Source organism: Microbacterium luteolum (assembly GCF_039533965.1).
GTDB lineage: Bacteria > Actinomycetota > Actinomycetes > Actinomycetales > Microbacteriaceae > Microbacterium > Microbacterium luteolum.
In genome coordinates this window covers 1,664,286-1,682,224 of sequence record NZ_BAAAUN010000001.1, presented here as the reverse complement: position 1 = coordinate 1,682,224, position 17,939 = coordinate 1,664,286, and the positions used below count along the sequence as shown (strand labels likewise).

At 64.9% G+C, this 17,939-nt stretch carries 17 protein-coding genes; 10 read left to right on the top strand and 7 right to left on the bottom strand.

Annotation, left to right across the window (positions count from 1 at the left end; genetic code table 11):
- Position 1: 1 nt before the first annotated feature.
- From ABD648_RS08200 to ABD648_RS08190, 3 genes are all read left to right on the top strand, one after another.
- Complete coding sequence (locus ABD648_RS08200; RefSeq protein ID WP_282214472.1) at positions 2 to 1,936, top strand: AAA family ATPase; 1,935 nt, start codon at positions 2 to 4, stop codon at positions 1,934 to 1,936.
- A 702-nt stretch (positions 1,937 to 2,638) separates the two neighbouring features.
- On the top strand, positions 2,639 to 6,049 hold the full coding sequence (locus tag ABD648_RS08195; RefSeq protein WP_282214471.1) for an AAA domain-containing protein: 3,411 nt from the start codon (positions 2,639 to 2,641) through the stop codon (positions 6,047 to 6,049).
- Positions 6,046 to 7,338, top strand: a complete 1,293-nt coding sequence (locus ABD648_RS08190) for a phospholipase D-like domain-containing protein (RefSeq protein ID WP_282214470.1) — start codon at positions 6,046 to 6,048, stop codon at positions 7,336 to 7,338. The genes ABD648_RS08195 and ABD648_RS08190 overlap by 4 nt, the downstream gene beginning before the upstream one ends.
- A gap of 501 nt (positions 7,339 to 7,839) precedes the next feature.
- On the opposite strand, the gene ABD648_RS08185 is transcribed toward ABD648_RS08190, so the two are convergent.
- Complete coding sequence (locus ABD648_RS08185) at positions 7,840 to 8,346, bottom strand: hypothetical protein (RefSeq protein ID WP_282214469.1); 507 nt, start codon at positions 8,344 to 8,346, stop codon at positions 7,840 to 7,842.
- A gap of 60 nt (positions 8,347 to 8,406) precedes the next feature.
- Between ABD648_RS08185 and ABD648_RS08180 the strand changes: the two genes are divergently transcribed.
- Positions 8,407 to 9,321 carry an aminoglycoside phosphotransferase family protein gene (locus ABD648_RS08180; protein WP_282214468.1) on the top strand — a complete coding sequence of 305 codons (915 nt, stop codon included), beginning with the start codon at positions 8,407 to 8,409 and terminating at the stop codon, positions 9,319 to 9,321.
- A gap of 21 nt (positions 9,322 to 9,342) precedes the next feature.
- Here ABD648_RS08180 and ABD648_RS08175 read toward each other — a convergent pair whose 3' ends face one another.
- The 3 genes from ABD648_RS08175 to ABD648_RS08165 all read right to left on the bottom strand — a co-directional run bounded on the left by ABD648_RS08175 (position 9,343) and on the right by ABD648_RS08165 (position 11,131).
- A complete protein-coding gene (locus tag ABD648_RS08175; RefSeq protein WP_282214467.1) occupies positions 9,343 to 9,543 on the bottom strand; it encodes a hypothetical protein in 201 nt (66 codons plus the stop codon).
- Between the two features lie 63 nt (positions 9,544 to 9,606).
- Positions 9,607 to 10,098, bottom strand: coding sequence for a DUF6326 family protein (locus ABD648_RS08170; protein ID WP_282214466.1), 492 nt, complete (start codon positions 10,096 to 10,098; stop codon positions 9,607 to 9,609).
- A gap of 25 nt (positions 10,099 to 10,123) precedes the next feature.
- A complete protein-coding gene (locus tag ABD648_RS08165; protein ID WP_282214465.1) occupies positions 10,124 to 11,131 on the bottom strand; it encodes an NAD(P)-dependent alcohol dehydrogenase in 1,008 nt (335 codons plus the stop codon).
- A gap of 131 nt (positions 11,132 to 11,262) precedes the next feature.
- On the opposite strand from ABD648_RS08165, the gene ABD648_RS08160 reads away from it, so the two are divergent.
- The 3 genes from ABD648_RS08160 to ABD648_RS08150 are packed head-to-tail and all read left to right on the top strand — an operon-like array spanning position 11,263 to position 13,752.
- Complete coding sequence (locus ABD648_RS08160; protein ID WP_282214464.1) at positions 11,263 to 11,955, top strand: DUF2306 domain-containing protein; 693 nt, start codon at positions 11,263 to 11,265, stop codon at positions 11,953 to 11,955.
- A 4-nt stretch (positions 11,956 to 11,959) separates the two neighbouring features.
- Complete coding sequence (locus tag ABD648_RS08155) at positions 11,960 to 13,075, top strand: sensor histidine kinase (protein WP_282214463.1); 1,116 nt, start codon at positions 11,960 to 11,962, stop codon at positions 13,073 to 13,075.
- Entirely contained in the window at positions 13,072 to 13,752 is a 681-nt protein-coding gene (locus ABD648_RS08150) for a response regulator (protein WP_282214462.1), read from the top strand. Before ABD648_RS08155 ends, ABD648_RS08150 begins: the two co-directional genes overlap by 4 nt.
- A 12-nt stretch (positions 13,753 to 13,764) precedes the next feature.
- On the opposite strand, the gene ABD648_RS08145 is transcribed toward ABD648_RS08150, so the two are convergent.
- Positions 13,765 to 14,358 (bottom strand): helix-turn-helix domain-containing protein, encoded by a 594-nt coding sequence (locus tag ABD648_RS08145; RefSeq protein WP_282214461.1) that lies wholly within the window; start codon positions 14,356 to 14,358, stop codon positions 13,765 to 13,767.
- Between the two features lie 123 nt (positions 14,359 to 14,481).
- Between ABD648_RS08145 and ABD648_RS08140 the strand changes: the two genes are divergently transcribed.
- The gene (locus ABD648_RS08140) at positions 14,482 to 14,748 is read left to right on the top strand and encodes a putative antibiotic biosynthesis monooxygenase (protein WP_282214460.1); all 267 of its coding nucleotides are present in this window, start codon (positions 14,482 to 14,484) and stop codon (positions 14,746 to 14,748) included.
- An 84-nt stretch (positions 14,749 to 14,832) separates the two neighbouring features.
- On the opposite strand, the gene ABD648_RS08135 is transcribed toward ABD648_RS08140, so the two are convergent.
- Positions 14,833 to 15,057 (bottom strand): hypothetical protein, encoded by a 225-nt coding sequence (locus ABD648_RS08135; protein WP_282214459.1) that lies wholly within the window; start codon positions 15,055 to 15,057, stop codon positions 14,833 to 14,835.
- Positions 15,058 to 15,096: 39 nt separating this feature from the next.
- On the opposite strand from ABD648_RS08135, the gene ABD648_RS08130 reads away from it, so the two are divergent.
- Together ABD648_RS08130 and ABD648_RS08125 are read left to right on the top strand one after the other, a co-directional pair.
- A complete protein-coding gene (locus tag ABD648_RS08130) occupies positions 15,097 to 16,119 on the top strand; it encodes a DUF389 domain-containing protein (RefSeq protein WP_282214458.1) in 1,023 nt (340 codons plus the stop codon).
- A 107-nt stretch (positions 16,120 to 16,226) separates the two neighbouring features.
- Positions 16,227 to 16,775: a DUF6611 family protein gene (locus ABD648_RS08125; RefSeq protein ID WP_282214457.1), complete on the top strand. Its 549-nt coding sequence runs from the start codon at positions 16,227 to 16,229 to the stop codon at positions 16,773 to 16,775.
- A gap of 12 nt (positions 16,776 to 16,787) precedes the next feature.
- Here ABD648_RS08125 and ABD648_RS08120 read toward each other — a convergent pair whose 3' ends face one another.
- Positions 16,788 to 17,900 (bottom strand): GNAT family N-acetyltransferase, encoded by a 1,113-nt coding sequence (locus ABD648_RS08120; RefSeq protein ID WP_282214456.1) that lies wholly within the window; start codon positions 17,898 to 17,900, stop codon positions 16,788 to 16,790.
- Between the last annotated feature and the right edge of the window lie 39 nt (positions 17,901 to 17,939).

The following is a 17,939-nucleotide window of genomic DNA, read 5'->3' as shown; positions in this document are numbered from 1 at the left end:
CATGAAACTCATCACGTTCACGCTCGAGGGATATCGCCGTTTCCTTGCGCCGACATCGGTCAAGCTACATAGCGACCTGATTGCGTTCGTCGGGCCGAACGAAGCCGGGAAAAGCTCGTTGCTACGGGCGCTCACCCATTTGAATCACGACGAGTCGTTCGATCGCTCGGAACACCCGAGGCGATCGGTTGATACTGTTCCTTCGCTCCGGTGGCAACTCCAACTCGAGGAGGAAGACAGGCAAGCGATCGAGCACATTCGCGGTGGTGGCGATGTGGAGAAAATCGTCGTCTCGAAGATAGGGACTGGCGGCCGAGTGATCGACTTTCACCCGTCGAGGCCCAGCAGGGATCCGAAGCCTCGGGTAGCTCTTGGCGATTTGATGGACGAGTTGAGGCCTGCTCTCGCGAGGATGGCTGAGTACGTCGCGGTTGACCTTGGCTTGATCGACGGCGTCATCGCGACCCTCGCGGAAGGTGAGATGCCGACGGCAATAGGGAGTTTGGACATTATCGCCGACTCTGCCGAGGGCGCTGCGGGGGTCCTGGAGGCGGGAGCAATCGACGCTGCCACCTTCCCCAACGAAGCTATCTCGGTATGGCCGGATCAGCTGCGTAGCCTCGTCGCGGACCTGAGAGCGAGTGTCCAAGAGGAGGCTGAACCCGAACCTGCCGCAGTAGCGGCAGCTGTACTTCTTGCCCGCCTTCCCGATATGCGACTCCTGGGGCCGGAGGACCACAACCTACGGTCCGAGTACGATCTAGAGTCCGAAGCCGATCAACCGAGCGCAGCTCTGGCACATCTTGCGCGGCTGGCTCAACTCGATCTCGTCGCGCTGCGCCAGGAAGTGCGAGACGCTAACCACGCCGACGTTTCAACCCGACGGACGTACGCGAATGATCGTCTACGAGAGGTCTACGCAGAAAGCTGGAATCAGGAGAACATCGCTCTGCAGATCGATGTGCAGAATGGCCTTCTGGTCGTTCAAGTGACGACGCCGAACGACAAGGGGTACTCGAGCCTTGCGGATCGGAGTGATGGACTGCGATGGTTCGCTGCGTTGCTCGCGTTCACCCATGGTGGTCGCGGTCGTCCGATCTTGCTTGCGGATGAGATCGAGACTCACCTTCACTACGACGCGCAAGCCGACCTTGTCGGAGTTCTTGCGCGTCAAGAGTACACATCGAAAGTGCTGTACACGACGCACTCCTTCGGTTGCCTTCCGCATGATCTCGGCAACGGGGTGCGCGTCGTGGAACCAATCGACGCGGGGACATCGTTGCTGCGCAACGGGTTCTGGGAGGCAGGTGCCGGGTTCTCACCGTTGCTCAAGAGCATGGGTGCTGTCGCGGCGACGTTCACGCCTGCTCGTCACGCACTGATCGGAGAGGGGCCCTGCGAGGCGATCCTCTTGCCCACCCTGCTTCGGCAGGCCGCGGGCCGTGAGCGGATCAAGTTTCAGATTGTCCCAGGGCTTTCCAGCGTTGCCTCGGTGCGCGTGGCGGAGCTTGTGTCCCAGGCGGGACAGGTTGCCTTCATCGTGGATGGAGACCCCGGCGGACTGGAGAACAAGAAGAAACTGATCAAGGCCGGGGTGGACCCCAGCCGTGTGCTCGTGTTGAACGAAACAGATGGCGCTGGCGCACTTGAGCTTGAGGACCTGATCCACCCGGATCTCTACGCTCAATGCGTCATGGAAGAGGCCGACTGCTGGTCGGCGACCAAGACTCAACTTGACGGGAGCGCGCTCCCCGAGAGCATGCGTACGAAAGCGGTTGAACTTTGGGCGACAGTGAACGGAGTAGCCGCACCGGACAAGGTTGCAGTGGCTCAGCGGGTCGCGAACTTGAGTGCTGATCGCGAGATTTTCGATCCCAACAGACGCGAGCTCCTGAAGGAGCTTCTAGGAAGCATCGAGTTGGCTTTGCAGGTCTGATCTCCCTACGGCAAGCGCTCGCGGCGGCGGAGATTTGATCGGCCGCGCGGTGGACCAAAATCGGGGTAGGCCATACGAGTAACTCGCACCGACTCCCTTGTTTTCAAACGACTCAGACCTACTATCTCGGGGCCCGCTCCACGTTCCGCGCCGGCGATCCCTGTGCAGCGGCACGATTGCGTGACGTCTAAGTATCACTAGGCACATCGACATCGGTGCGTTCCTTCTCGCTGTGACTACGATCGCGATGGGGCATAGCTCGCCCTCCACCCGCGCCCCGGCAGAGACTTCGAGAACCGGTCATCTGGGCCTCTGACTCGCCTAGTGCCAACCAGATCGATCGTTTCGGAACTCACGTGGCGCGGAGCGCGGACCGCTTGAGGCGCCTGGCGAGAAGCCGCTTAACCCCTTGCTGAAACCAGCTCGTGCCGGTACGGCGAGTGAAACGATTCGGCTGAGCTGCGAAATGAGATCGCACCGCGCCTTTCGCGAGCATTGGGCCCCTTGGGTTAGAGGTAGTGAGCGGCGACCACACGCTGGTCGGAAGTCTCCGCTAGGCTCCGCATCGAGGCCCGTGAGAATGTTCGACGACATCGATATGGCAACGAGCTTTAGCTACAGCGGGAAGCGTCGCGGCATACGTTGCGATGTCGTGGCAAAGCAGCCGTGCCCCGACCGTGCGAGGCCGTAGGAGGCTGATCCGTGGGAAGTGTTGAGATCGTCGGCGGTCACTACCTGATTCTCCCCGGTCAGAAGCCGCGCGGCGGAGGCTTTGCCAGCGTGCACAGAGCCGTCGATACGCGGGATGGATCGTCGGTTGCTGTCAAATTCGTATCCGGCGCGGCGGATCGGGTCGTTCGAAAGCTCTTTCAGCGCGAGGTAGAGCTCCTCCAGGCGGCGAACAGGACAAATCACCCGAATATAATCCGCCTCGTTGACTCTGGATACGACGAAACTGCCACGCCCTATCTGGTTTTGCAGTGGGTTGAAGACTCGCTGAGAGACGTCTTGGACGTTGAATCTCCGATGGAATGGGATGTTTTTGCGAACCGGGTCCTACGGCCGATCGCTGGGGCAATTTCGTATCTGCATCAACTTGGCATCGAGCACCGCGACCTCAAGCCGGACAACGTTCTGTGGGACGAGCCCGGCGTTCCACTACTGACCGACTTCGGCATTGCCAAGCAGCAACGGGATGCGGACGATACGACGATGACAGTTGGGCAGGCCGGCACTCCCCTGTACGCTCCTCCGGAGCGAAGCGGGAAACATAGGTACGTGCGCGACGTGTACTCGCTTGCAGTTCTCGCTGTCCAAGGACTCACGGCGCAATCGGAACGCGCGAAAGACCTTCACGAGCTGATCCCACGACTGGACCGGTTGGGACTGCCGACTGAGTTGGATGAACTGCTTCGTCGAAGCCTTGACCTGGATCCGACCAAACGACCGCAGAATGCCCGCGAGTTCTCGCGCGTGCTGAATGAATCACTCGAAAGACTACAACCGGGTGAACGTCTTCTTCAGCTTCGACTCAATCTCACCAAGCGCGCGCAACAAGAGCTCGCTGGGCCCAATGGTAGCCGGGAGTCAGCCAGTCGGATCCTCGCGGAAGATCTGTCGGGCGCTACGCATGGTGCGCTTTTCTGGGACCCTCAAACCAAAGCGGTAGACCGCGGCGCATTTGTGGTGTCGGGCGATGCGCTTCGAATCATCGTCAAGTTCAACGAGGATAGCGGCGACCTTGTGGTGGTTAGCGTCCGAAAGCCTGAATATGAGGAATTGGAGCGCCATCGAGAGTCCAGCCTCCGACTCGACGGTTTCATACGGTGGACCTTCGCGGCCCCGTTGAACCCTTTCGCTGGAGGAGGAGAGACCCGCGAGCTTCTGCAGCGTCTCGGCGATCATCATGACCGAGCATCGGGTGGGCTCGACGACGAGCGCTTCGGAGCCGAGCTGCTCTCGGCCTGGCGGCGGATTCTGACAGCACGCGAGAACCTCGGTGCGTCTCAGGTCGGGCCCCTGGACTTCGAAAGCTTCACTCCGCGCGGATATGACGAGACCAGGTTCGATCTGTTGTCCGATCCTGAGACGGACCTGGTCGGGTCCGAGTGGCAGATTCTCGATGAAGGGGGCCGGCCCAAAGGCCGCGGGCAGGCCGTTCAGCAGAACGCCGGTGCCCTAACGCTCCGCTGGGAGTGGCGAGACGACCTCACCCCACCCGCAAAGGGTACGCTCACGCCATACCTCGGCCCCACGCAGATCGCGATCGACCGTCAACGAGACGCGCTTCAGCGGCTAGAGAGCGGCAAGGCACGACTCGCAAAGCTCTTGGAGCTGCTAGCCGATCCCACCAAGGCGCTGCCACCAGTCGCAGCGGAGGACATCGAATGGGTATCGCAGATCGATGAGAGCAAACAGATCGCGGTAGCCGCTGGCTTGGGCACGCAAGACTGCATCGTCGTGAGCGGTCCACCAGGAACCGGCAAGACGCGTATGATCTCGGAGCTAGTTGCGCAACAACTTCTCCGCAGTCCTGAATCGAAGATTCTCCTGGTAAGCCAAACTCATGTCGCAATCGACAATGCGCTACAAAGACTCACCGAGTTGGGCATACATGGCGTTGTCCGTATGGGGCGTGAAGATGATTCTCGGGTTGCATACTCCTCAAGAAATCTGCTGCTCGATAGCCAGTTGCAAGTGTGGGCCGCAACAGTCCGCGGCAGAGCCGAGAAGCACTTCATCGAGTACGCCGAGTCGGCAGGAATCGCTGCCACTCAGTTGCGTGCCGCTGTGGACTTGCAGGAATGGCTGGTGGCACGCCAGACCACCGAGATGCTGGCAGAGCGGCTCAAGGAAGCGGCGCGGGCGGACGATACGACGGCGAGCCGGTTGGAGTTACTCGATGATCCGGAGGACCTCCGCAAGCGGTTGAAGGATGCCCGGCAGAGAGAAACGCAACTCGTCAAAGCTGCGCGCGAGAACTTGTCCGGGCTCATAGACCTGGACTCGAAGGTCGATGCATCGGATGTTCGTGCAGCCATCGAGTTGATCTTGTCCCAGTCAGAGGCTGGTGACCAACTGCTCGAGTTGATGCGGCTGCAAGCTGATTGGCTCCAGAGAATCGCCTCGGATGACCGACTCGCTTCTGTCTATCTCGCCAGTAGCAGGGTGGTTGCTGGCACCTGCCTCGGGTTCATCGGACACAGAGCCGCTAGAGATCTCACCTACGACCTGTGCATCGTCGACGAGGCGTCCAAAGCGACAAGCACGGAAGCGCTCGTTTCGTTGGTGCGCGCCGAACGGATTGTGTTGGTCGGAGACACCCACCAGCTGCCTCCGCTTGACGAGGATCTGCTCCGACGAAAGGACTTGTTGGAGGAGGCGTCGCTCACACCTGAGCTGGTGAAAGAGACGCTCTTCGAGCGCTTATCTGGGCACCTCCCCGAAGAGAACCGATTCCGGTTGACGCGCCAATATCGAATGATCCCTCCCATTGGGGCGATGATCTCCAGCTGCTTCTATGATGGTTGGCTTGAATCGGCTCCTAAGCCGGTTCTCGCGGGATACGAGACCTTGGGTAAGCCGGTCTTGTGGCTTGACACCTCGAGACGGAAGGATCGACGCGAGACCCGAGACCCGCGCAACGCGGGCAGTTTTGTCAATCACTGCGAGGCTGACTTGACGATTTCGAGGTTGCAATCCATCAACACGGCGATCGAGCGCGGCTTGATCCCGAGTGGCGCAGGCGACGGCCGGTTACATGTCATCGTGATTTCCCCCTATCGAAGTCAGCTCGACGAACTCCAGCGACGGATCGATCGCATCAAGCAAACGTTGAATCATCTTGCAATTGATGTGGAGTCCGTCGACGCGGTCCAAGGGCGCGAATGCGACCTGGCCGTCCTCAGCGTCACGAGGAGTAACGATCGACAGCAGCTCGGATTCTTGGCCGATGCATATTGGCGGCGCATCAACGTGGCGCTGTCTCGTGCTCGGTACGGCCTAACAATCGTGGGCGACGCTGCTTTCTGCTCAGGTTCGCCGGGAGGGCTCAAACGGGTGATTGATTACATGAGATCCAACCTCGACGACTGCGAGGTGCGCGCAGTATGAGCTACCTGACTGATCAGGACGTCGCTGAGCGATTTCGGGAAGCGCGGCCCGGTCGTGACCTTGTTGCGATCGAAGAGGCCGCCATCCCGGTGACAGTGCTTCGCGTGCTCGTCTCGGCCCAGGAGGAGAAGCCACTTCCGTTGCTCGAGGAGTTTGTACTGCGGGCGCTCTTCAACGGCATTCGGGAGATTGGTGAAGTGGCGTCGTTCCTTGGACTCGGGGCAGATCAGCTGGACGACGCACTGATCGCACAGGTGCAAGCCGGAAACATCACGTATCGCGGTGATGGCGAAGTCGCCACCCTGACCTCTCGCGGAAAGCTCGCGGCGATTGATTTAATGTCGATCTCGGCTATCGAGCAGGAGATCCCCGCATGCTTCGACAGGAGCATCTGGCGAGTCACGGAGTATCGCGAGTCGGACCTCATCGCCAAGAAAGCGGCACGTGAGCAGGGGCTGCTGGTAATGCCCGCGGCACGAACGCAGCACATCGAGCGCGAGGATTTGAGGCTCATGGACCTCGAGCACCTTGTTTCGCCGGGGAAGGGGCGCGCGCGTCGTCTTCAGCTTCTCTCGATACTGCGTTCCCGAGTCACGAAGCACCGGTACCTCCCCGTCAAGCTCGCGCTATTCAGCGACGGAGTGCGTACTGAACCTGAGATTCTCGTGATCGTGAACGGCGAAGAGAGCTTCTCACACCAGCGGGAGTTGGAGAGTCTTGGCGGGGCTGTAGCGCTCGGGATGAAAGTGGAGCTCCCAAGCGCTGTGCCCTTCGTGTCCTCGTCCAACTTCGAGCCGCAAGATGTCGCCGACCGAGGTGACGATGCCGCTAGCATCACCCAGATCGGAGTGTTTGAGCACCCACTTCGCCTGAGGGCGGCGCTCAGTTCGGCCCAACGGCGGATCCTCATTATTTCCCCATGGATTCGCCGCGCCGTCGTCAACTCCCAGTTCTTGACGGACTTGGAGCGGCGCCTAAAGGGCGGCGTCGACGTGCAGATCGGATATGGCATCGGCCTTGACGGTGCTGGAACTGACCAGGCTGCAGTGGACAAGCTGAACGTGCTTGCGCGAACGTACCTGAACTTCAATTTCGTGCGCCTCCCCAACACTCACGCGAAGATTCTGATCTACGACGACCTGTACATCACGTCGAGCTTCAACTGGCTGTCTTTTAGAGGGGATCCAAAACGGACCTACAGGATGGAGGAGGGGACCTTAGTCGAGGGCGTCGCGCAAACGGACCGGGTCCACGCGCGGTACTCGCGTGTCCTCAAGGATTCTCAGTAGCTGCCGCGCGATCGGACAGATGCAGCGCTGACGAGGTCATCGATCGACGCTGGTGGACGCCGGTCCGAGGGGGCGACCGGTATCTCAACCGTCCGATGGACGTTCATGCGGCCCACCCCGCCGCGGGCGCGCGTCAAGAAGGCTGAGACCGTAGATGCAGATCCGCACTGTGGAGTCTCCGCCCTCTTCCCGCTTTCTTGGAGAGCGCTGTGGCGGTTCGAGGGACGCCGCGGCCCTTAGCTGTCGCGTGTCGCGGGCCGATGCGCAGTCCGCATCGCAGTCGGGATTCCGACCTCGTGAATTGGCTCCTGGTGTTCACCACGAGCGATCACGAGCACGATGGAGGCCGATGCGCGGGGCTGGCTGCCCGCTGAAGTTCAGATTCTGACAACTCTCGTGAGACAAGTCACACGACGGGGCGATCATGGCGGCCGCGGGATTCCGCAGAAGCCATGTCTCACTTCATGACAACTCTCGTGAGATCGGACAGGTCCTTGTCGTCTACGGCTTCCGGGATGCCAGCAACCATTCGACCGCTTCCTCCACCGTCATCTCGGTTCTCGTGCCGCCGGGGCTCAGCCGGGAGCCGAACAGCACGCGATGGTCGTAGCGGCTGCAGTTCTTGCGGAGAAGCTCGTAGTAATAGTCATCGAGATAGAGCTCGAACTCTTCGGCGAAGGAACCTGAGCGCGGCAGCCGGGGCGTCTTCAGCCAGTGCACGATGGCACGGATGTCGTCGCTTCCGAGTGTGACGGTCGGGGGAGCCGGAAGCGACAGGCGGAAGGCCAGCACCTCGGCGCCTTCGCCTTCCCACCATTCCGCGAGGTTGAACGAGCTGGTGTCTTTTCCTGTCAGCTGTCGGATCCGGGCCGACATCGACTCGTACACGGATCCGTTCTCGTCGCCGTGCTCATCGACGAATCGCGCGTACGCGTGCAACTCGTGCAGCACAGCGTCGTACCGAGCTTCGGCGGTCTCGAGGTCTGGTCGAAGCGGGCGCGGGATCACACGGTCATGATATGGCGCGGTGCATCCAGCCGACCGCACAGCCGGTCCTAGATTGGACGGGTGAACGAAGCAGATCGCGTGAAGCTCATCGCCGCTTCGTCAGGCATCTCCGTTCGCACCGTGACGATGCTTCCCGGTGGGAACGAGAACTTCGTGGCTCGGGTTCAGGGCGAGACCCACGACGTTGTCGTTCGTTTCGCGCGGGATCCTTCGCAGATGGTAGATCCCTTCGACTTCGAGCTCTGGGCGTTGGAGGCCGCAGCGGAGGTCGGGATCCACACCTCTGCGGTCGTAGCCCGAGGGCGAGCCGCCGACACGTCGTATCTCGTGGTGGAGTACATCGCCGGTACGACCGCCTCCCCGGATGACCTGGAAGCCTGGCACGCGATCGGTACCTCGTTGCGGGCGCTCTCCACGGTCGATACGGCGACCGCCCCCAGCACGCTGTTCTCGCGGTTCGGGCGCGACCTGGACGCCGCGTGGCGCGCGCATGTCTCCTACAACCTCGCCATGCTCACCGACGAAGACCCGCTGATCCAGCTCGGGGTGTACCGGCGGAGCGACCAGGGGACCATCCGTGCGATGCTCTCCTCGCAGCTGGATCGCGCGCTTCCCCAGGGGCTCATCCATGGCGACTTGTCGACACGGAACGTCGTAGCGGGCGCCCGATATGCGGTCATCGATTGGGGCGCCGCGCATGCAGGACCGGTTCCCTGGGGTGACCTCGATGTCCTGCACCGGTGGCACGTGATGGAGTCCCGGCAATCCCCTGTCTCGGCAGCCGCGTGGGCCGAGGTGCTCTGCGGCGCCGGAATCGATCCTGAGACCGCGAGACCCGTGCTCTGGGAACTCGCGGTACTCGGGGCGTTGGACGTCGTCAGATGGGCACGCGAACAGCGTCCGGACCGCCTGGACGAGTTACGAGAATCCTCCCGCCGCGTCATCGATCGGATGTTGATGGCACGGGACGCATGATGCTTCCCGTCGAGCGGCAGGTCAGTGACGAAGCGAGCGGATCGCAGCGATGAGTATCCCGAATGCGAAGACGGGGACAGCGCCGAACACCGAGCGCCAGTTGCCGTTGAGCACCGGAAACGCGGTTGCCACCAGCACTCCGATCACGAAGATCGCGATGATGATGACGCGCCACAGCGTGTCCGTCTTGGTCCTGGCCCTGGGCTGAATCGGTTCGGTCATGAATGCGTCCTCGCTCCGGTCGTTGCCTCCACGGTATCGACCCGGCTCGGGCGATCGAGCCCTCTACCGAACGTGTCGCACCTCACGGTCCGCACCGGTCGTCGGCACCGTGATCGTTGCCGTCCGCGGCCACGTCCATGCCCACTTGAGGATGAAGACGAGAACGATCAGCTCCAGCGCGACGCCGAGGATGTAGAAGTACAGCCACGACCCGCCCACCTCGCCGACCGCGTTGAAGGCCGCGAACGGGACCTGTATCGCGGCCACGATGAGGGTGGCGATGCGGGCGGCCCGGGCGGGCAGTGCGACCGACAGCACGACCATGAGGATCGGGATCGCCAGGAGGCTCAGCGCGGTGATCGCCCAGGTCTGGGTGATGTCGAACTGCCAGACGACGCCGACGAGGATGTCGTCGACGACGCCGGGTTTGTAGAAGGCGAGGATGTCCACGTAGATGTACAGGAACATGAAGCTCGCCCATGCGGCGGCGAGTTTGACTCGCACCGGCATCCGCTGCTCTTCGAGTGCCGTGGTGGTGGGTCGACGTGTTCTCATCTGGTGCTCCTTTGTCGGGTGTGGATCAGGAAAGTGCATCGGCGTCGGCGATGCGCAGCACGACGTTGCCGCGCTTGCGCCCGGTGTCGACGTAGCGGTGCGCCTCGACGATGTCGGCCAGGTCGAAGGTGCGGTCGATGACGGGCCGGTAACGACCGGAGTCCGCGAGGGCGACGAGGTAGGCGAGCTCGTCGGCGCCGGGCTTGCCGACGTTCCAGGTGACGAGCTTTCCCGATCGGCGGGTCTGCCAGCGGCTGCGCAGCATCGACCACAGGTCGCCGACGATGAGCAGCAGCGCCCCGCCGGGAGCGATCGATCCCTCGACGCGGCCGAATCCGGCATTGCCGACGCCGTCGACGATCACGTCGTATGTCTCGTCGCCCGCGGTGAAGTCCTGTCGGGTGTAGTCGATGACGCGGTCGGCGCCGAGTGAGGTCACGAGCGCAGCGTTGCCCCCGCTCGTGACGGCGGTGACGTCGGCGCCGAGCTGCTTCGCCAGCTGGATCGCCGCGGTGCCGACCGCGCCGGATGCGCCGTTCACCAGCACCGAGGTGCCCGGCCCGATCGAGACCTGGGCGAAGAAGCCCTGCACGGTGATTCCGCCGAACACGAGGGTCACCGCCTCCTCGAGCGTCAGGCTCGCGGGAGCGCGGGTGATCGCTCCGTCGGCGGGCAGGCACACGTACTCGGCGTGACCGCCGAAAGCTCCGCCCGTCGCCGCGATGACGCGATCGCCGGCGGTGAAAGCTGTGACGTCCGAGCCGACGGCTTCGACGACGCCCGCGGCATCCATGCCCAGAATCGGATGCTTCGGCCGGAACGCCCCGAGTCCGGCGGCTACAAGCAGACCGAGGCCGGACGGGACGTCGCGAGCGCGGGACCGATGGTCGGCGATGCTCACCGTGCTCGCGTGCACCCGGATGAGTACCTCTCCCGGCTTCGGCGAAGGGATCGGGCGCTGCTCGAGGTGCACCTCCTCGGGGCCGCCGAAGCGGCGGTAGACGGCCGCGGTCATGGTCGTTTCGGTTGTCATGACTCGATGCTCGCCGTCTCGGGTTTGCGCGTCATCGGCCAGGAGGTCCGGATCCGATCGGCCGAAAGTACGGCATCGTTTCCGTGCCGAGGGCCGATGCACAGGCCTCGTGAGGCGACGAGCATCGAGACATGTCGCAACAGATGAAGGTCAACCGCCCGCCGGCCGTGCAACAGCGGCGGCGTCCGAAGAGCGGATGGCCGGCGATCACCGGCCTCTTGCTGCTGAGTGCGCTCCCGGTGCTCGGCGGTGTGCTCCGCCTCGGGGAAGTGAGCGCCACCCCCGGGGGCTCACTTCCCCTCGTCTCGACAGCGGCGCTGATCGCGCACATCGTGGCGATGACCGTGTTCTGCGTTCTCGGCGCGTTCCAGTTCTCTCCGGCACTGCGAACCCGGCATCGCTGGCATCGTGCCGCCGGCCGCGTCCTGATCCCCGCTGCCTTCATCGCGGCGCTGTCCGCCATCTGGCTCGCGGTCTTCTTCGGCGGCCGCCTCGAGGAGCTCCCGCTCGCGATGGTTCGCCTCGTCTTCGCAGCAGCGATGACGGTGTTCCTGGTGCGGGCGGTGATCGCGATCACGCGCCGCGACTTCGCTGCGCACGGTGCATGGATGACCCGCGCCTACGCGATCGCCGTCTCCGGCGGAACCCAGGCGCTCGTGTTCGCGCTGTGGACGATCCCCCTCGGCGACGTCGACGCGTTCGGGGAAGCCTGGCTGGTCGCGACGGCGTTCGTGATCAACAGCGCCGTGGCAGAGCTGCTCATCCGCCGAAGGACCGGCCGGCGGATGAGCCGCGTGTCGGATCGAGGTGCGCTTGTATCCTGACGGGGTGACCGGGCTCTGGCGTTCCGCGTGGAGGGCGCCGAGCGCCGTGCCTCCTCCGCCGCGCCGGGTGTGGCGGGACGGGGTTCTCGTGGCCGTCGTCGCCGTGCTGGCTGTGGTCGAGGGGATCTTCCGGACCGACCTGCAGCAGCCGCTGCTCTCGGTGCTCGTGCTGCTCGCCGTACTCCCGACGGTGCTGTGGCGCCGCACGCGGCCGCTGGTGATGCTCGTCATCGTGATGGTGCCGCTCGGGCTGCTGCTGCCCGACTCGACCCTCTACACGAGTCTCTTCGTCATGGTGAACGTCTACGCCCTCTATCGCTGGGGGTCGGGTCGCGACCTCGTGATCGGGTCGGCCGTCCTCCTGGCGAGCCTCGGCCTCACGTTCGTCCGCGGGGAAGGCCTCGATGATCTCATCGGCGGATTCGCGCTGCTGCTGGCGGTGGTGCTGCTCGGCGTCGCCTTCCGCTATCGCGCCGGATCCCGGCAGCGCGGCCTCGACCGCATCCGGATGCGGGAACGCGAACATCTCGCCCGTGATCTGCATGACACGGTCGCCCACCACGTCTCGGCCATCGCGATCCGGGCGCAGGCGGGCCTGGTGATGGCGGCGCGAGACCCCCGAGCGGCAGAGGACGCACTCGGCGTGATCGAGGCGGAGGCGGCCAAGACCCTGAGCGAACTGCGCTCCATGGTGCGGGTGCTGCGACAGGGCGACACGGCGGAGCTCGCGCCCAGTCCGAGTCTGGGCGACATCGAGCAGCTCGCCGGAACGAGGCCGGGCGGTGTGGCCGTCGCCGTGAAGGTCGCGGGCGACGACGGCAGCATCCCGCCGCCTGTGGCTGCCGCGGTCTTCCGCCTCGCGCAGGAATCCGTGACCAACGCCCTCCGTCACGCCCGGCAGATCTCGCGCGTTGACGTGCTGGTGGAGGCGGATGAGGACGGGCTGCGGTTGAGCGTGACGAACGACGGAGAGGTCGCCACGTCGCCCACGCCCGGATTCGGGATCATCGGCATGACGGAGCGTGCTGCCCTTCTCGGCGGCACCTGCCAGGCCGGACCCGCGCCGGGTGGCGGATGGGTCGTCACCGCGGTGCTCCCTCGTGTTGGATGGGCAGCATGACCATCCGCGTGCTCGTCGCCGACGACCAGGAGCTCGTGCGCACGGGGCTGAGCATGATCCTCGGCGCGCAGCCGGACATCGAGGTCGTGGGTCAGGCCGTCGACGGCAACGAAGCCGTCGCTCTCGCCCGCAGCCTGCGACCCGACGTGTGCCTGTTCGACATCCGCATGCCCGACGTCGACGGCATCGAGGCGACGCGCCTGCTCGCTGGTCCGGGTGTGGACGATCCGGTGGCCGTCGTCGTCATCACGACCTTCGACCTCGACGAGTACGTCTTCGCGGCGCTGCGAGCGGGCGCGAAGGGCTTTCTGCTCAAGGATGCCGGACCGGAGCTGCTCGCCCAGGCGATCCGCGCCGCTGCCGGTGGGGATGCTCTGATCGCCCCCAACGTCACGGTGCGGCTGCTCGAGGCGTTCGCCGGAGCACGGCCCACCGCACCGCCGCCGCAGCCGGTCGAGCCGCTCACAGAGCGCGAGGAGCAGGTGCTCGCGAACGTCGCGGGAGGCCTGAGCAACGGGGAGATCGCGAGCGAGCTGTACATCACCATCAGCACGGTGAAGACGCACGTCGCGAGCCTCATGACCAAGCTCGGTGCCCGCAACCGCGTCGAGATCGCCATCTGGGCGCATCAGACGGGGCGGATGCGCCGACGAGCCGGCGATGGAGACGCGCGGTGAGGGATGCGAGCGTCAGCCGGCTTTCGCGGGAGTGGTGCGCGCGCGGAGATGCATCCGCTGTCCGTGCGCGCCGAACAGGCTGAGAATCTCCACAGGGCCAGCCCCGGCTGACCCGAACCAGTGCGGGTTCTTCGTGTCGAACTCCGCGACCTCGCCCGGCCGCATGACGATGTCGTGCTCGCCGAGCACGAGCCTCATGCGACCGTCCAGCACGTAGATCCACTCGTACCCGTCGTGGGCGCGCAGGGTCGGCTCCCGCTCGGTCGCAGGGATCGTGATCTTGAAGGCCTGCGGCTCACCTCCTCTGGCCGAGAGTCTCGTGAGGATGCGTCCGTCGGCGCGAGAGGTCTTCGGAGCCACGCGGGGGTCGCCGATGCGGGGAGGGCTGACGATCTGCTCGAGAGGCACGGCGAGGGCCGCGACGATCGGCAGCAGCAGCTCGAGGCTGGGCTTACGTTGGCCGGATTCCAGCCTGGACAGCGTGCTCTTCGATATCCCCGTCATGCTCGCCAGGTCGACGAGAGTGGTGTCCTTGGCCAGACGGACTCGTCGAAGCCGCGGCCCGATCTGGTTCAGTTCCGTCTCGATCCGCTGCGTGGTGCTCATCCGATCACTCAAGCACCTCGTTCCCTGTTTCGGCAACGGAATTCCCACTACCGTGCCGCCGACTGCCACGGTGGTGCCTGCGCCGCTGAAGCCGCGCGCAGTCACCCGATCGAAGGACAGACCATGTCGAACCCTCAGCCCGCCACACGCCCCGCCGACCATGCCATCACGAAGCCTCCGTCCGTGCATGTCCGCGCCGTGATCACCTGGCTCGCGATCTTCCCGCTCGTGACGCTCGGCTTCTTCGCGATCGCACCGTTCTCCGAGGGATGGAACCCCGTGCTCCGCGCGTTCGTCCTCACGATCGTGGTCGTTCCCGTCGCGGTCTACCTCGTGGTCCCACAGCTGATGCGCCTGTACGCATCACTGCAGGCCGGCATCCGACGCTGACGTTCGTGCGGCGTCTCGCGCACGGGGATGCGCGGAGCAGGCGCGTTCGGCGCCGCTAGTGGACTGCGCCCGGCGGAGATCCTGTCAGAGCAGCATCGCCTCGCTCAGCGGCACACCGCTCCACTTCACGACCCCGAGACCCGCGAGGCACACTCCGGCGGTGACGGCCAGCAGGATCCATGACGGCTGAGATCCGGTCGCGAGGAGCCAGACGCCCACCGCACCGAAGAGGATGCTGAAGCAGAGGCCGCCCCAGAACAGCAATGCGCCGACGAGTCCGAGGAGGGGACGGGGTTCCGGGCGGCTCATCCCTCCACGATATCGGCTGACACCGAGCAGAATAGCTGCATGCTCTCCGTCCGCGTCAGCGTCACCCAGGCTCTCTCTGATCAGGCGCAGGAGACTCTTTCAGGAGACCCCACGGTCTGTGGGCTGGCCGTCCTCCCCGGGGCCGCGATGGACGGACGCGGTGACGTGATCCTGTTCGAGATGACCAGGGAGAACGCGAACAACATCATGCGCTCGCTGCGGCACCTCGGCATCCCCGCCGAGGGCGCCATCGTCGTCTCGGAACCTCTGGTCGTGGTCTCCGATGCCGCCGACCGGGCTGAGACTCTCGCGCCCGGACACCCCGCCGACGGCGTGCTCTGGGCTCAGCTCGCCGGCAAGGCGGAGGAAGATGCGCATCCGTCCGTCTCGTTCTTCGTCTTCCTGCTGCTCGCGACGCTCATCGCGGGGGTGGGTCGTCTGCTCGACCAGCCGATCCTGATCATCGGTGCGATGGTCGTCGGTCCGGAGTTCGCACCGCTGGCCGCCATCTCCTACGCGATCGTCCGCCGACGCCGCGGGATCGTCGCTCCCGCCCTCGGAACGCTCCTCGGGGGCTTTGCCGCGTGCGCCGCCATCGCCTGGGCGATCTGGGCGATTCTCTACTCGACGGGCGTGATCACGTACGAGCAGGCGACCACCGGCCCCGCGACGGAGTTCATCGTCGCTCCGGACGCCTGGTCGTTCGTCATCGCGATCCTCGCGGGCATCGCGGGCGTGCTCTCGCTCACCACGGCCAAGTCGTCGGCCCTCGTCGGGGTGTTCATCTCGATCACGACGGTGCCGGCGGTCGGGACCATCGGGCTCACGCTCGCCGTCGGCGCCTGGGACGAGGCGCGCGGCTCCGCGATCCAGCTGCTTGTCAATCTCGCCGGTCTCCTGATCGCCGGTGTCGCGACGCTGTACGTGCAGCTCATCGCCGGCCGTCGGCAGGGTCGACGAGCCGCCCGCCTCCGCAGGACGCGTCAGCGGAGAAGCACCACTCGTCTGCGGATGCTCAGCATCGAAGACGACGGGCATCCGTCCCCACCCCGCCGGGATTAGTACGTTCTCCGCAACGGCGTCGCCTTCTCGCATGGAAACGGGGCGGGGCCGTATGGGTTCCGTCTGCATCCGCGCATCCGAGGTCCGCGCGGAGGAATGTGGGGGACATGTCCCTCGTCCATCGTCCTCGATTCACAGCCTCCACCCCTGCCGTCCCCGCCGCGAGCCCGTCGGTGCCGCGTTGGGGCCATGTCTCACGCACGGTGAGCCACTACGGCACGGTCGCGTCCGTGCTCGCCATCTATCCGCCGGACTCCACCGACGCGGAGCGGCACCTCGCCGAGGCCAACCGCTTTTTCACGCCGCTCGCGCTCGGCGGTGGCGTCGTCGTCTGGGTGGGCCTCTGCGCCGTCGGAGTGCCACCGCTGCTCGCCGCGCTGGTGCTCACGGCGGCACTCCTCCCGGTCGGCATCTCGCTCTCGCGCCGTGCGCGCGGCATCCGTCAGCGCACCGTGACGCTGGCAGCGAGCCGGTCCGGCCTGCATGAGGAGACCGCCGAAGAGCGTTCACATCAGCGCCGGCTCGACACGATCGCGGAAGCTCTGCAGGATGCCGCCTTCGCCTGCAGACACGGCGTGATCAGTCGACGGGAGTTCGACCGAGCGTGGCGAGCGGCGTACGCGCACGCCGGCGGACGACTGACATCGGGCCGGTGACGACGACAGCCGTCACTTTCGCCCGAGGACCTTCTTCCATCGGGCGGCGTACGACAGCGGCACGAATCCGACTGCTTCGTTGACGTCGAGCATGTGGCGATTCTCCTCGGCATTCATCGTCTCGATGAGGCCGTGATCGGGGAACCCGTCGCGGAGCCCGCGGATGTTGGCGAGTTTCAACAGCATCCCGAGGCGGCGACCGCGATGATCTCGCAGCACCAGCGTGTCGCGCTGTTCCACGGATCGATCGGGCTCCGGCGGCACATCGAGCTCGGTGTAACCCGCCGCCGTTTCCGTGGCTTCGTCGACCACGATGGTCGTGAGCAGCATGCGAGGGCTCGTCTCCCACAGATCGTCGAACGCGCCCACACGCTCGGTCGTCCAGAGGTCTTCGCTCTGCTCGATTCCGGCGTTCGGAGCATCCGTGCTCATCCTGGTGCGCAGAAGGGCGATGCTCTCCATCCATTCGTGCGGCGTCCGGCCCTGCCACGTCACCGTACGGTAGCCGACGGCTGCCGCGGTCGTCTCGGCGAGCAGGGCCGAGAAGGCTTCCTCATCGACGGGCAGTGCGAGGCCGCTCAACCGACCGACCTGCTCGAGAGAGAAGCCGCGGTTCCGCAGGAAGCGCGTCGAGGGGAGCTCTGCCGGCACGGATCCGAAGCCGGTCGGGGCAGAGATGCTGTCGCCCGTGTCCGTCGCCGTCGCGATCGCAAGGAAGCTCGTCTGATTCTGGATCGTGGTTCGACCTCGGGCCCTGGCCGTCTGCTCGAGGCGCTCGTACAGCGCTGAGCCGATGCCCCGGTTCCTGTGGGCAGCAAGCACCGCGACGGAGGCCCAGCATTCGCTCGCATCGGCCGGGAGCGCCAGGCTGCCGCGCGCGACGACCCTGCCCTCGACCTTGGCGACGAACCCGAGCATCTCGGTGCTCTCGTCCTTCCAGTTCGGCAGCATCTCCTCTGCCGTGAAGAGCTCGCCCGGGGCTCCGCGCTGCTCGGCCTCGACGGTGCTTCTCACCTCGGCCATGCCGAGGAAGTCCGCGGCATCAGGGGAGTCGATGGTCTCCGGCACGATGAGCGTGGAGATCGTGAAGGCCGGCTCGACGCCGGTGTGGTCAGGGGATGACATGGTGAACCTTCTGTTCGCAGGATCGTTCGACTCACCCAC